We start from the raw sequence: 13,963 nt of genomic DNA, 5'->3' as shown, positions 1-13,963 counted from the left end.
GCGATCACGCGGCCGGCGGGGTGTAGGTGATGGCCCGGTTGTCGGCGAGCGCCTCACGGAACGCGGAGTAGGTCTGCCCGACGGTGCCGTCGGCGTTCTCTATGCCGACCACGGCCCCGGTGCCGCGCTCTGGCGGATTGTCCAGGCTGGTGTAGTTGAACGTGATGGTGCCGTTCTCGGCGAGGATCACCTCGAAGTTCAGCCGCAGCGAGCCGTTGCCGAACATGCCCACGTTGCGCCACTCGATGACGAACTTGCGGTTCGGGGCCGAGCCCACCACCGCGGTCCGGACGCTCGAGTCGCTCTCCACGACCAGGTCGTTCCAGAACGGGTACAGGGCCGCGTTGGGCGCGGTGGCATCCGGCACCGCCGCACGGTCGTCCGGCACGTCCGAGCTCAGGTCGGCGAAGCTGACCAGGCCGTTGGTGGACACCCAGGCGGTGCTGTACTGCTGCCCGTAGAGCTTCACCGGGAACGGCAGCGACACCGAGGTGTGCGCGTCGTCGCCGGTCAGCGGGAGCACCGTGGTGTCGGCCGCCACGAACGCCTGCGTAGCCGTGCTGCATGTGTACCCGAACTCGTCCGGCACCGGGGCCAGCGCCAGGTTCGCGACGGTCGCCCCGGACACGTGCCCGGTGGCCGAGGCGGTCGCGCAGTCCTGCACGGCGGAGACCGAGAACCCGCCCTCCTCGACCGCGGCGAAGGCGTAGGTGCCGTCGGACGCGGTCAACGTGGTCAGGCCCTGCGGCTCCAGCGACACGGTCAGTCCGCCCACCGGAGCCCCGTTGCGGGTCACGGTGCCGCTGACAGTGCCGGTGCCGATCGGCTGGGCGTCCAGCGGGTAGTCGATGAGCACGGCCTTGTCGTTGTCGAGGATGGGCTGGTTGTGGAGGTACACCAGTCCGTACTCGCCGCCGGTGCTCTCGACGCCGACCGTGGCGTCCAGGCCCTTCTCGGTGTCGTCGGGGTCCAGGTCGGCGTAGTTGAAGGCGATGTCGCCGTTCTCGGACAGGATCGCCTCGAACGTGATGCGCCTCGACGACCCCCACATCTGGACGTTGCGCCACTCCACGATCAGGCGGCGGTTCGGGAACGCCCCGGCGACCTCGGTCCGGACGCTGGCCCCCGCACCCACCTCGAGGTCCCGCCAGAACGGCGCGATGACCGCGTTCGGGGCCGCCGCCTGCGGGATGGCCGCCGCGTCCGCGCCGGAGTTGGCGACCCCGGCCGCGACGGGGTCGGCGAAGGTGATGAAGCCGTTCGTCGACACCCATGCGGTGGACTGGTTGTGCCCGTAGAACGGCATCACGAACGGCAGCGCCACCTGGGCCATCGCGTCGTCGCCGCTCAGGTCGAGCACGGGCCCGTCGGCCGGGTCGAACGCCTGGCTCTGCGCCATGCAGGTGTACCCGAAGAGGTCGGACTGCGGGTACAGCGCCAGGTCCACGTACATCTGCCCGGTCACCTCGACCTGCGTGCTCGCGTACAACCCGCAGGCGTCGCCGACCGCGGTCGACACCGTGTACGTCCCCGCGGTCAGGCCGGTGAACTCGTAGACACCGAACGCGTCCGTCACCCGGGTCGTACCGGTCGGGCGCAGCGTCACCACCGCGCCGGCAACCGCGGTGCCGCTGACCGGATCCGTGACCGTACCGGTGATCGCCGGCGGCGTGCCGACGTTGAACAGCGCGTTGGTCGTATCGCTGCTCTGGGTGCCCGCGATGGACTCGGCGAAGAAGTGCTGCTGGCCCTGGGCGATCGGCGTGACGGTCACCGTGACCGAGCCGCCCGGGGTGGGCAGGGTGACGGTCGAGTTGAGCGGGAACGTGTTGAGTCCGTAGCGGATCGCCGTCACCGTCTTGTCGCCGCCCGCGCTCAGCGTCACCTGCAGCGGCTGGTTCACCGTCGTGTTGGCGCCGTTGGGGAAGGTCACGATCGGCTGCTCGGGCTTGAGGGGCGCGGTGAACTGCGGGTCGGTGGACGCGACCACGCGCCCGAAGAGCCGCACGTCGTCGATGCTGCCCACGAAGAAGTTGTTCGGCCCGAGGTCCCCCAGCTGCCGGCCGACCACGAACGGGCCCGTCGCGTTGAAGCCGCCGACCACGGTGGCCGTGGCCGTCTGGGCGACGCCGTCGACGTAGAGGCGCATCTGGTGTGTCGACGCGTCGTACGTGGCCACCAGGTAGGTCCACCGTCCCGCGGTGATCGGGTCGTTGGACACCACCGCGTAGATGGCGGGCGAGTGCACGTCGGAGCCGGCCATGGTGAACCGCCAGCGGCCCGTCGGCCCGTGGTAGGTCAGCGCCCACGCCGCGGTCTGCGTGCCGTCCTGGCTGGCCACGACGTACGCGGTCGTCGGGGCGAGGGTGTCCACCTTCGCCCAGGCGGTGACCGTGAAGTTGGCGTCGGTCCGCACGGGCGTCCCGTCCTTCTTCTTGACCGGGCCCGCGGCCGCGGCCCGGGCCGAGCCGTTGAACGCCAGCGCGTGCTTGGTGCCGCCCCGGCTCGCCGTCCACGTCGTGTTCGTCAGCGTCAGGGGGTTGCCGTGGTTGGAGCTGTCGAACGCCGTGCTGCCGGCGCCCTCCTCGAAGTCCCAGAGCCCGTCCGGACCCGCCCCTTGCGCGACGCTGAAGGTGTACGAGGTCGGGTCCTTCGAGTAGCTGCCGCCGGTGTCCTTCGTCCACACCCGCAGGGTGAACGAGTCGTCCGTCGGCGGCGTGATCGTCACCGTCGCCGTGTTGTCCGCCGCCGGGGCCACCTGGATGGCGTCGGGCGCGGTTTTGCCGGTGTCCAGGGTGTAGGCGTAGCCGGCGAAGTCGGAGGGGATGCTAGCGGGTGGGAAGAACTTGAAGGTGCCGGCCACCCCGGCCCCGCCGTGGCGCTGCCCGTCGTTCGGATAGTCCGTCGAGGACACCTGGGACGGTGACCCCGGGGGTGCGATGTCGACCTTGAACTCGCAGACCTGGGAGAACTGGCCGTCGTCGGTGCCGTCGTAGGAGCGGGCCTGGAACTGGTACACCCCATCGTTGACGAGCTTGTTCGGCGGGATGCTCACGATCGCGGTCGTGCCCGGCGTGACCGAGCCCTGCGTCACGCGGTCGTTGTCGTTGCGGGAACCGCCCAGCGGCCACCACCAGAACGACACATTGTGCGCCTGCGCCGTGCCATCGGCGTCGCTGGTGCGCGCCCGCAGCTCCGGCTGGACCGTCTTCACCACCGGCCGGCCCGCACCCGTCACACACGCGTTGCCCGACACCGTCAGCTGATCCGGGGCGTTCGGGTACGAGTTGTAGGTGACCGTCAGCAGGGCGGTCCCGGCGTCGAACTTCTTCCACGCGTTGTGGTTCGCCTCGTCGCCCGCGCGCAGGCCGATCGTCGCGCCGTTCCAGAACTGCCCGGCCGCCGTCTGGATCAGGCCCGTGATGCCCCACTCGCTGCGGACCCGGGCCTTGTTGCAGGTGTGGTTGTCCGTGAACGTCTGCAGCGAGCCCCAGCTGCCCTCGTGGTTGTCCCAGTTCGTGTTCGCGTCGATCCCGCCGACCCACCACAGGCTCGTGCGGGTGTCGCTGCACGTCCAGGAGTGCAGCAGGTCCATGGAGAACTTCGCGTCCAGCACATGCTTGCCGACGTAGGCGGAGGTCGGCAGGGCGAAGATCGAGCGGTAGATCATCGTCTGGCCCTCGTCGGTGTACCCGACCTTGGCGCACTGCACGCTCGTGTACGGCGACGGGCAGCCGTTGCGGTCGTAGCTCCAGTACGACTGCGACTTGAACCGGCTGTTGATCATCGTCCAGGCGCTGGCGTTGAAGGCCGGGTCGATGTACACCGGGAACTTCGTGTCCCCGCCGCGCAGCACGTTCAGGTCGGGCCGGACCACGACGTCGCCACCCTCGACCGCCACCGGCATCCGCGCCGTGCGGCTCTGCGTCCCCAGCGCCTTGGCGTCGGCGGGCACGTCACCGGAGGAGTCCCACATCGCCGGCGTGCCCGACGAGAACGCGGTCTTGCCGGCGCCGTCCACGTATGTGACCGACCCGGCGTCCCCGGTCTTCGCCTTCAGGCCCTTGGTCCCCGTGCGGAAGTGCACGTTCTCGAGGGCCTTCTGCTTCGCCGCCTCGGGCGTCTTGACCACGAGGACCTCGGAGTAGCCCTCGACCTCGGCGGTCAGCTGAAGGTCCACGCCCGGCAGCACCTCGGCGTAGGTCGCGGTGCTGCCCTCGACCTTCGGTGCCGGCAGCGCCGTCGGCCACGACATCGACAGCTCCCCGGCGTCGCGCCGCAGCGTCACCAGCGGGCCGCTGCCACCGCCCGAGAAGGTGGTACCGAGCCAGCTCGCCGCCGGCGCATAACCACCCGACGACGTCTTGCGCAGCGTCGAGTCGGGCGCCGTCCAGCCGCCGCTCGCCGTCCGGACCCGCTGCACGACGATCGCCTCGGAGGAGGTGAACGTGCCGTTCGGGTTGGCGAACACCTGGGCCCGCTCGGTACGCCCGGACAGGACCTCGACCCGCCCCTTGCACGCCGCCGCCTGCCGCTTCGCGCTCACCGCGTCGTTCGCGGTCTCCGGGCAGGCAACGGGCTTGGGCGCAGCGGATGCGGGGCCCGCAAAGGGCGGCACCACCAGGAGTGCGACCACGAGACCGAGGAGCGCGGCCAGTAAGCCGGGCCGAAAATGCGCACGCGAAACAGGCAGCACGAGCTTCACGTCGGCCACTCCCCGTGATCAAGTCGACTGATGCGACGGAAGGCTAGGAGTTGGCTGTGAGTCGCGTCAATGAACGACAAGATTGACGGGGAGCGACATTCTCGACACGGACGGCACACCGCGTGACGCACCGTGGGCCGAATCCCCCCACACCGCCCGGCCTTGCCTACCGTCCGTGGCATGCCGTTTTGTCAATGCGGATAAAATCACACGCATCCACGTGGCCGAATGCGTTGATCAGACCCCGTCGATGGGCCAGCCGGGCCACCGCCAGCCCTCGACCGCGGGCCACGTCGCGGCGAGCCGGGCCGCGAGCGCGCCGCCGAACGCCACGGTCTCCTCGTGCGACGCGTACGCGACCCAGTCCTGGTGTTCGTCGAGCCAGAAACCCTCCAGCCCGGATGCCACGAGAAGTCCCGCACGCCCCACCGCCGCACCAGCTTCGCCCGCCAGTCCGCGGACTCTTCCGGCGGGAGCACCCGCCGGTAGGGCAGGGGGTCGACCCGGATTTCGGCCCGCGCCGTCCAGTCCCGCACCACACCCGCGAACAGCCGCCGCTCGTCGGCCGCGGCCTGGGCCTCGACCTCGGCGGAGGGCGGCTCGACGAACGGGGACTGCGCGTGCTCGGCCGCCTCGAGCAGCTCCTCGGCCACCACGCCGGCGCCGGGAAGCCGATCCGGGTCGAGCCGCTCCACGTCCACGAGGATGGCCTCCACGGCCCGGTAGCGGGGAAAGATCCGCTTCGCCTCGATGGTGGCCTCGTACCCGTCGGCCGCACGACCGCCGTTGGGCAGCCGGCCGTACTCGCCGCGCAGTTCCTGGTAGCGCGCCGCCAGATGCCGGCGCGCGGCCCAGTGGGCCTTGCAGTAGGCCTTCTGCTGCGCCTCCTTCGCCCGCTTCTGCCGGTCCAGCTCGGCCTGCGCATCGCGGTCCCACTGGGCCTGATCGAACGGGCGGTCCATGTTGGCGGCACCGGACTTGCCGTAGTACTGCTCGTCCGTCCGCGCGCCGACCTTCTCCAGCCCGGTCGGATCGTTGGTCCCGCCGACGAAGCCCTTCTCGTTCGGCCACGTCACCATGGCCCCGCGCTGCTCGCCGAAGGGCTGCCGGCGCCGGACCGTCGCCGCCTGCGTCGTAGCGTTGACGGACACGTCGGCGGTGCCCTGGCCGTCACTGGCGAGCCAGGTGAGGCCGGACGCGGTGGTGCTGCCCGCGGTGTCGGTGACGCTCGTCAGGTTGCCTTCGGCGTCCCACTGCAGGGTCTGCTGGCCGTTGTCGCCCGGGCGGCCGGTCGTGTTGCCCGCGTTGTCGTACGTGCAGGACGCGGTGTGGATGCCGGTTTCGTCCGTCGTGCTGGTGCCGGTAGTGTTGTTTCGTTTGCCCGGACGGTGCCCGGAAGCAGATCAAAAACGCGGCTCCCGAATTCGGGAGCCGCGCTCTTACCTGGACTTTCTTTGTAGCGGGGACAGGATTTGAACCTGCGACCTCTGGGTTATGAGCCCAGCGAGCTACCGAGCTGCTCCACCCCGCGTCGGCAGAGCCAACTCTACCGCAGCGCTCCAACCCGTTTATCAGTGGGGCCGCAGTGGTGCGGGGCATCGCTACCGTTCAATCGTGGCGAACCCAAGTGGTACCTCACCGACGCCGGACCTTCACCGCCCTCTCGTCCTGGCCGCGGCGGCCGGGGCGGTGGCCTCGATGGTCCTGGCCGTCCTGCTCGGCGCGGCGGTTTGGACGAACAGGGGGCAGGAACAGACCATCGCCGACCAGCAGGCGACGATCGACTCGTTGCTGGCTCGAGGCGAGAATCCCGTCGTCGTCTACACCGGGCCCACGCCGGCCGGGGCTGCTCCTGCCACTTCGCCTTCGGTGGGGTCGGCGCCGGCGGCGGAGGTCGGGCGGCAGCGGCGGGCCGGCACGCTCGTGCTGCCGTTCTCGTACTGTGCCGATCTGGAGTCCGACGCGGCGGACTGGGCGATGACGAACGCCGACTGCGGCCACGGCCGCGACATTCTGCTCGGCCAGGACTTTCAGGGGCTGAAGGCGGCCGCAACGGTGGCGATCGCGGTCGCGCCGCGGGAGCAGGCGACCTACGCTGGCTGTCCCGCCGGCACTCCCGGTGGGTCCGTGCCGTACCGCGACCTGCTGCCGAAGACGTTCGTGTGCGTCCGGATGGGTGGCGGAGTCCTCGGAATCCTCGAGGTCGTCACCGTCGAGGGCGTCGGCTCCGCGCCGGCGAAGGTGACCTTCAACGTGACCGTCTGGAACCGCGGCTGACGAAATGGCGAAGGCCCTCAGCGCAGGGCTGAGGGCCTTCGATTTGTAGCGGGGACAGGATTTGAACCTGCGACCTCTGGGTTATGAGCCCAGCGAGCTACCGAGCTGCTCCACCCCGCGTCGGCTTGTTCACATTAGCGCACCGGCAAAGCGGGATCCAAATTGCGTGTCCGGTGTCACCCGGGCCGGGAGTCGTTACCCCGGCCCGGGTGAACCTTCAGCCTGCCGAAGGTGACGGGGAGGCCCCCGCCGACGTGGCGTTGCTCGGGGAGGTGCTCGGTGACGCGCCCGGGGACGGGGTGGCGCCGGCCGCCTTGACGGCCTCGTCGTACCTCGCGATGGCGTCCTGCAAGGCCTTCAGCGCGCGGCCGTAGGCCTCGAAGTCGCCGGACTGCTGGGCCGCCTTCAGGTCCGCGATCGCCTTGTTCATGGCGGCCACCGCGTCCTGGACCTGTGGTGTGCCCGTCGTGCCGGTGCCCGGCTGGCCGGTGTTCTGGTCCGTGTTGCCGTTGTCGGTCTGCGGGACCGGGGCCTGGCCCGTGACCTGTTTCACGAGCTGTTCCAGGCCGTCGGCGAGGTTGTCGGCGTACGCCATGTACTTCGGGCCGTACGCGACCAGGACCTTCTGCAGGCGCGGGAACGCGGTCTCGTTCTTGGCCTTCAGATAGATCGGCTCGACGTACAGCATGCCGTTGGCCACCGGCAGGGACAGCAGGTTGCCGTAGAAGACGTCCGAGTTCTGCGAGCTGAACTGGGTCAGCTCGCGTCTGGCGTCCGCGATCGAAGTCATGCTGCTGTGGGTCTGGTTCGGGCCCTGGATCGCGGTGTTGGCCGGTAGCTCCAGCACCTCGAAGCGGGGCTGGCCGTTGACGTACGACGCCGACATGAGGGCCGCCAGGTTGCCGCGTTTGCGGGGGGCCATGGCCGCCGTCAGCTGGAAGCGGGCGTCGTTCTGGCCGGGCAGCTGGGCGACGAGGTAGTACGGCGGCTGGTCGGCCGTGGAGTTCGCCGGGTCCTTCGGGACCTCCCAGAAGTCCTGACCGGAGAAGAAGCCCTCGGGCGTGGTCACGTGGAAGCGGCTGAGCAGGTCACGCTGGACCTTGAACTGATCCTCCGGGTACCGCAGGTGGTCCATCAGGCTCGCCGAGATCGCCGAGCGGGGCTGGACCAGCTTGCCGCCGAAGGCCTTGTTCCAGGTCTTGAGGACCGGGTCGTTCTCGTCGAACGCGTAGAGCTTGACCTCGCCCGTGTACGCGTCGACCGTGGCCTTGACCGAGTTGCGCAGGTAGTTGACGTCCTGGCGGGGCTCCGGGAAGACCCGGCCGCCGGTCGAGGAGTCCTGGATCGCGGTGTTCCAGTCCAGCTTCTGCGCGTACGGGTAGGTCGCCGACGTGGTGTACCCGTCGATGATCCACAGGATCTTGCCGTCCACGACCGCCGGGTACGGGTCGCTGTCCAGGGTCAGGAACGGCGCGATGTTGCGGACGCGGGTTTCCGGGTCGCGGTTGTACAGCACCTTCGAGTGGTCGTTGAGCACCCCGGAGAGCAGGAAGTTCGTCTCGCGGAAGTAGGCCGCGTAGAGCAGCCGGCGCCAGAAGGTGTTGACGTTGACGCCACCGCTGCCGTCGTACGTCGAGTACTGGTCCTCGTTGCCCGTGCCGCCGGTCGGGCGGTCGAACTCGGAGTTGCGGTCGGCCGCCTTGGACTTGCCGGTGATCGCGTAGACGTCGCCCATCTGCTCCCCGTAGTAGATCTGCGGGTGGTCGACGGGGATCTGGTCGCTGTCCGAGGCGCACTGCTCGCCGGCCTGGTCGTCCGGCTTGGTGTTCTCGCTCAGGAAGCCCGAGACGTAGAACGGCTGACCGGAGCAGACCACCTGGTTGGCCGGGGCGGCCACGAAGCCGTAGCCGTGCGTGTACACGCTGTGCCGGTTCTGCCAGTTGTTCTGCTGGAGCTGGTCGTAGCGGATCTCACGCACGCCGACGATGTAGTCCTGGGTGCGCGCCTTGCCGGTCTTGGGGTCGGTCAGCGAGTAGCGGTCGATGTCCAGCTTCGGGTTGAACTCGTAGAAGCCGCGGACCTGCTGCTGCTGGGTGTAGGTGTCGCCGACCACGGCCGGGTCGAGCAGCCGGATGTTGTTGACGGTCGGGTCCGAGCCGTTCGTCAGTGACGCGGGCGGATTCGTGTTGTCCGCGCCGTACTGCACCGTCTGCACGTCCTTCAGCCCGTACGCCTCGCGCGTGGCGTCGATGGCGTACTTGAAGTACGGCGACTCCTTCTGCAGCTGGCTCGGCTTGACCGTGAACGACTGCACCGCGGCCGGGTAGATGCCGCCGACCGCCACCGCGGACAGCGCCAGCAGGCCGAGGGCCAGGCCGGGCCACACGAGGTTGCGCATGAAGGCGTTGGAGAACACCAGGATGGCGATCGCGACCACGATCGAGATCCAGGCCAGGATCTCCTTGGCCGGCAGCAGGGCGTTGATGTTGGTGTACCCGGCGCCGTAGAGGTCCTGGGTCGGGAACTTGTCCAGCAGCAGGCCGCGCCGGTCGAGGAAGTACGCGGCCGCCTTGAGCAGCACGAACAGCGCGACGAGGGCGGTCAGGTGGGCCCGCGCGGCGGCGGTCATCCGCTCGCCGGCGCCCTGCAGCCGCACGCCGCCGAACAGGTAGTGCAGGGCGAGCGCGCCGATCAGGGCGAAGACCACGGCGGTGAAGCCGACGCCCAGCAGGTACCGCCAGAACGGGTACTCGAAGACGTAGAACGACAGGTCGACGTGGAACTGCGGGTCCGTCTGGCCGAACGGGGTGCTGTTGCTGAACAGCATCCAGTCCTGCCAGTGCCCCTGCGCCGAGAGCCCGGAGAACAGCCCGATCAGGCCGGCGACCAGCAGGATCCAGCCCGTCATGTGCGGGAGCAGGAACAGCCGGTAGCGATCCAGCGCGTGCTGCTCGGCCGAGTGCGGCCGCAGCAGCGGACGGGTGCGGTAGGCCAGGTAGAGGTTGCCGGCGATGACGAGCCCGACCGCCACGCCGAAGATCAGGAACATCCAGATCCGGGTCGTGAGCACACCGGTGAAGACCTGGGTGTACTTGACCTCGGAGAACCACAGGTAGTCCGCCCACGCCCCGACCACCCGGTCGAACAACGTGAACAGCAGGAAGACGACCACCAGGACGGCGATCGTGACCCGTCCCCGCCGGCTCACCCTCGTCATCGGATTACGCATTACCACGGTCGGCTCCGCCCGTTCGCGTATGGAAACTCGTCCAGCGTAGTCATCTACTACACAGCGTCGGCGTCCGACCGGCCCGCAACGTGTCGAGGGCGGTCAGCGCGTCGTCGATGGTGTTCACTTTGATCAATGGAAGGCCCGCCTGCGGGTTGTCCATCGCCTCGGCGCAGTTGGCCGCGGGGGTCAGGAAGACCTTGGCCCCGGCGGCCTTCGCGGCCACGAGCTTCTGCGGGATGCCGCCGATCGGCCCGACCTCGCCGGCGTCGTTGATCGTTCCGGTACCGGCGATGATCATTCCGCCGGTCAGGTCCTCGGGCTTGATCGTGTCGATGATGCCCAGCGTGAACATCAGCCCGGCCGAGGGCCCGCCGATCCGGTCGAGCTGGATCGTGAGCTTGAACGGGTGCGGCTGGCTGGTGCCGGCCTGGATGCCGATGCGCGGGTTGCCGTCGTCGCCGGCCTTGGTCGCGACCTCGACGGTCTGCGTCTGCCCGGCGCGCACGATCTCGATCTGGTGGGCGGTCCCGGCCGGCTTGGCCCGCACGAGCTCGGTGAGCTTGTCGGGGCTGCTGACGGCAGTACCGTCGACGGTCTTGATGACGTCGTCCTTCTGCAGCTTGCCCTCGGCCGGGAAGCCGGCGGTGACCTCGGCGACGGTGACCATCACGGGGTAACCGAGCTCACGCAGCGCCACGGTCTCGGCCGAGGTCTGCGACGCCTGGAAGTCGCGCTTGTTGTCCTCGTCGACCTGCTGCTGGGTGCGGTCCGGCGGGTAGATCAGCTCGCGCGGCACCACCGCGCGGTCCTTCTGCCACCAGCCGACCATCGCGTCGAGCAGGGTCATGTCCGGCTGGACCGAGACCGTCGTCATGCGCAGCTGGCCCTTGGACTTGGTCGCCTCGGCGCCCTCGACGCTGATGATCGCGTGGCCGCCGGCCTTGCCCGTGTCCGTGCCGAGGGTGTCGTAGGTCGGGCCGGGGCCCATCTCGACGTACGGCACCTTGACCACGGTCGCCTGCCAGGCCAGTACCAACAGCAGCAGCGCGCCGAACAGCACGGTCAGCCCACGACGTCTCATGGCGGCGAGCCTAGCGCTCCCGGCCCAACGCACCTGGAAGCGAGTACCGTTGTGGAATGCCAGCAGACATCCCGTTCGGCTTCGGTCCGTCCGGCGGCGACGTGCCGGATCCCAATGATCCGCGCCAGATGCAGCAATTCCTGAGCCAGCTGCAGCAGCTGTTCGCCACGCCCGGAGGCGGTCCGGTCAACTGGGATCTGGCTCGGCAGCTGGCCCAGGCCCACCTCACGGGCGGCGGCCCGGCGGCCGGCGTCTCGCAGTTCCCGGTCGGCTTCGCGATGCCCGGCGCCCCGGTCATGCCGGCGCCCGACGCGACCGACCCCGACGCCCCGAAGCCGGTCGGCGACCCGTCGGTGACGGCGGTGGAGCGCGCCGCGGTGATCGAGGCGCTGCGCCTGGCCGACCTGTGGCTCGAGCCGGAGTCGTCCCTCCCGTCCGGCGTGCAGTCGACCGCCGCCTGGAGCCGCGGCGAGTGGCTCAACCAGACCCTGCCGATCTGGCGCAAGCTGTGCGACCCGGTGGCCGCGCGCATGGTCTCGGCGATGACCGAACTGGTCCCCGAGGAGATGCGGGCCCAGATGGGGCCGATGACGTCGATGGTCGCCTCGCTGGGCGGCGCGCTGCTCGGCGGGCAGCTGGGCACCGCGCTGGGTTCGCTGGCCGCCGAGGTGCTGTCCGCCGGCGACATCGGCCTGCCGCTCGGCCCGGCCGGGACGGCGGCGCTGGTGCCGGCGAACATCGCGGAGTACGGCAAAGGGCTCGAAATCCCGGACGACCAGGTCCGCCTCTATGTCGCCCTGCGGGAGGCGGCCCACCAGCGGCTCTTCGGGCACGTGCCGTGGCTGCGCGGGCACGTCTTCGCCGCGGTCGAGGCCTATGCGGCGGGCATCCACGTCGACCGGGAGGCGATCGAGGAGGCGATGAGCCGCATCGACCCCTCGACGCTCGGCAACGACCCGCAGGAGCTGGTGCTCGAGGGCATCTTCACGCCCGAGGACACCCCGCAGCAGCGGGCCGCGCTGGCCCGGCTGGAGACCGCGCTGGCGCTCGTCGAGGGCTGGGTCTGCCACGTGGTGGACCGCGCGGCCGGCGACCGGCTGCCCGATGTCGTGAAGCTCTCCGAGGCCTTCCGCCGCCGGCGCGCGGCCGGTGGGCCCGCGGAGCAGACGTTCGCCGCGCTGGTCGGGCTGGAGCTGCGCCCGCGCCGGCTGCGCGAGGCGACGGCGCTGTGGAACGCGCTGACCGAGCACCGCGGGGTCAGCGGCCGCGACGCGCTCTGGGGGCACCCGGACCTGCTGCCGGACGAGGAGGCCTTCGCGGACCCCGACATGTTCGCCCGCACCCAGCTGGATCTCGGCGACCTGGGCTTCCTGGACGAGATCGGCGAGGAAGAGAAGAAGCCCGACGAGGACTAGCTCAGCATCGCCCGCGTCGCCTCCCAGCCGTCCAGACCAGGGTCGAGACGGCGGAGGTCGTCCGGGCCGCGCAGGCGGTGCCAGCCCGGCGCCGAGGCCACCATCGTGGGCTCGGGGGCCGGGCGGCGCGCCGCGGCCACATCGCCGTGCAGCGCGTCGAGCTCCGGGACCCACTCCGGCAGCGGCAGGTTCGCGGCCGCGCCCAGCAGGCCGCCGTTGTGCGCCGGGGCGACCGCCAGCGCGCGGGTCGAGAGCGGCCGCAGCAGCTTGCCGATGAGCATGGCGGGCAGGTCGGGGGCATCGGCCAGTACAACCGCGGCCTTGTCCTGTCCGTCTTCGAACGCGGCGGTGAGCGCGGCGCGGATGGTCGGGGCCGGCACCTCGTAGATCCGCGTGGACGGCCAGGCGATCTTGGCGGCCAGCGGCAGGTCGGCGGCGACCGCGGCGATCGCGGGCTGGACGCGCGGCAGCGGCGTGAGGAGGTCGACCAGGTCCTCGGCCATGGCGGCGCGCCAGGCGGCCAGGTCGGACCCGGGCGGCGCCCACTGCACCGGGACCAGCAGCGCGACGACGGCGGCCACGGTCATTCGGTGATCCCCAGACCGGCGGCCGCTGACACCCCCTCAAGATACCCCCGGGCCCGTTCGGCCTTCGGGTACCGCGCGACCAGCGCCCAGAAGGCGGTGCTGTGGCTGGGGATGACCAGGTGTGACAGCTCGTGCAGCAGCACGTAGTCGATCACCCAGTCGGGCATCTCCTGCACGCGGTGGGAAATCCGGATGGTACCGTCTGCCGGCGTGCAAGATCCCCAACGGCCGTTCTGGTTCTGCACCCACCGCACGCTGGCCGGACGACCGGCCTCCGGGTGGTCGGGCAGGTAGCGGGCGGCCAGGCGCTGCGCCCGGGAGGCCAGTTCGACATCGGTACGCCGGGCCCGCTGCTCCCGCACCGCCAGGCGCTCGAGCATGCGGTCGACCCACTCGCGCTCCTCGGCGCGGGAGAACTGCGCCGGGATCAGCACCACGACGCGCTCGCCGTCGCGGTAGGCCGACACCGTGCGTCGGCGGCGCTTGCTGCGCCGCACCTCGATGACCGGCTTGCGGGTCATGCCGGCCCCCCTCGGGTCCCGCTCACGGAGGAACGCTAGCCGGAAGCGGCCATCCCTTCGCAAGGCCCAATCTCCGCGAGCGCGTCCGGAAGTCACCCATTCGTGGGCACTCGCCGGAAAGATTCCACCGGAAGTCCGGCCTGCT

General features: G+C 70.3%; 8 protein-coding genes and 2 tRNA genes. 2 read left to right on the top strand and 8 right to left on the bottom strand.

Annotation, left to right across the window (positions count from 1 at the left end; all coding sequences use genetic code 11):
* Positions 1 to 4 precede the first annotated feature (4 nt).
* The 3 genes from ACQPZ4_RS05065 to ACQPZ4_RS05055 form a co-directional block, all read right to left on the bottom strand.
* On the bottom strand, positions 5 to 4,546 hold the full coding sequence (locus tag ACQPZ4_RS05065) for a LamG-like jellyroll fold domain-containing protein (protein WP_433056594.1): 4,542 nt from the start codon (positions 4,544 to 4,546) through the stop codon (positions 5 to 7).
* Between the two features lie 365 nt (positions 4,547 to 4,911).
* Positions 4,912 to 5,856 (bottom strand): hypothetical protein, encoded by a 945-nt coding sequence (locus ACQPZ4_RS05060; RefSeq protein WP_433056592.1) that lies wholly within the window; start codon positions 5,854 to 5,856, stop codon positions 4,912 to 4,914.
* A 306-nt stretch (positions 5,857 to 6,162) separates the two neighbouring features.
* Positions 6,163 to 6,236 (bottom strand) — tRNA-Met (locus ACQPZ4_RS05055).
* Positions 6,237 to 6,319: 83 nt separating this feature from the next.
* Between ACQPZ4_RS05055 and ACQPZ4_RS05050 the strand changes: the two genes are divergently transcribed.
* Positions 6,320 to 6,982 (top strand): hypothetical protein, encoded by a 663-nt coding sequence (locus ACQPZ4_RS05050; RefSeq protein WP_433056590.1) that lies wholly within the window; start codon positions 6,320 to 6,322, stop codon positions 6,980 to 6,982.
* A gap of 46 nt (positions 6,983 to 7,028) precedes the next feature.
* Here ACQPZ4_RS05050 and ACQPZ4_RS05045 read toward each other — a convergent pair.
* The 3 genes from ACQPZ4_RS05045 to ACQPZ4_RS05035 form a co-directional block, all read right to left on the bottom strand.
* Positions 7,029 to 7,102 (bottom strand) — tRNA-Met (locus ACQPZ4_RS05045).
* 97 nt (positions 7,103 to 7,199) lie between these two features.
* Entirely contained in the window at positions 7,200 to 10,211 is a 3,012-nt protein-coding gene (locus tag ACQPZ4_RS05040; RefSeq protein ID WP_433066267.1) for a UPF0182 family membrane protein, read from the bottom strand.
* A gap of 49 nt (positions 10,212 to 10,260) precedes the next feature.
* Positions 10,261 to 11,295 carry a YlbL family protein gene (locus ACQPZ4_RS05035; protein ID WP_433056589.1) on the bottom strand — a complete coding sequence of 345 codons (1,035 nt, stop codon included), beginning with the start codon at positions 11,293 to 11,295 and terminating at the stop codon, positions 10,261 to 10,263.
* Positions 11,296 to 11,351: 56 nt separating this feature from the next.
* Between ACQPZ4_RS05035 and ACQPZ4_RS05030 the strand changes: the two genes are divergently transcribed.
* Positions 11,352 to 12,710, top strand: a complete 1,359-nt coding sequence (locus ACQPZ4_RS05030) for a zinc-dependent metalloprotease (protein ID WP_433056587.1) — start codon at positions 11,352 to 11,354, stop codon at positions 12,708 to 12,710.
* Here ACQPZ4_RS05030 and ACQPZ4_RS05025 read toward each other — a convergent pair.
* Both ACQPZ4_RS05025 and ACQPZ4_RS05020 read right to left on the bottom strand, forming a co-directional pair.
* Positions 12,707 to 13,297: a hypothetical protein gene (locus tag ACQPZ4_RS05025; RefSeq protein ID WP_433056585.1), complete on the bottom strand. Its 591-nt coding sequence runs from the start codon at positions 13,295 to 13,297 to the stop codon at positions 12,707 to 12,709. The two genes, ACQPZ4_RS05030 and ACQPZ4_RS05025, sit on opposite strands and share 4 nt — an antisense overlap.
* Positions 13,294 to 13,818 carry a M48 metallopeptidase family protein gene (locus ACQPZ4_RS05020; RefSeq protein WP_433056583.1) on the bottom strand — a complete coding sequence of 175 codons (525 nt, stop codon included), beginning with the start codon at positions 13,816 to 13,818 and terminating at the stop codon, positions 13,294 to 13,296. The genes ACQPZ4_RS05025 and ACQPZ4_RS05020 overlap by 4 nt, the downstream gene beginning before the upstream one ends.
* Positions 13,819 to 13,963 lie beyond the last annotated feature (145 nt).

The sequence above is a fragment of the Dactylosporangium sp. CS-033363 genome (assembly GCF_050942475.1).
Taxonomy (GTDB): domain Bacteria; phylum Actinomycetota; class Actinomycetes; order Mycobacteriales; family Micromonosporaceae; genus Dactylosporangium.
The sequence above is the reverse complement of the archived record's forward strand: the minus strand, read 5'-3'. Positions and strand labels throughout refer to the sequence as shown.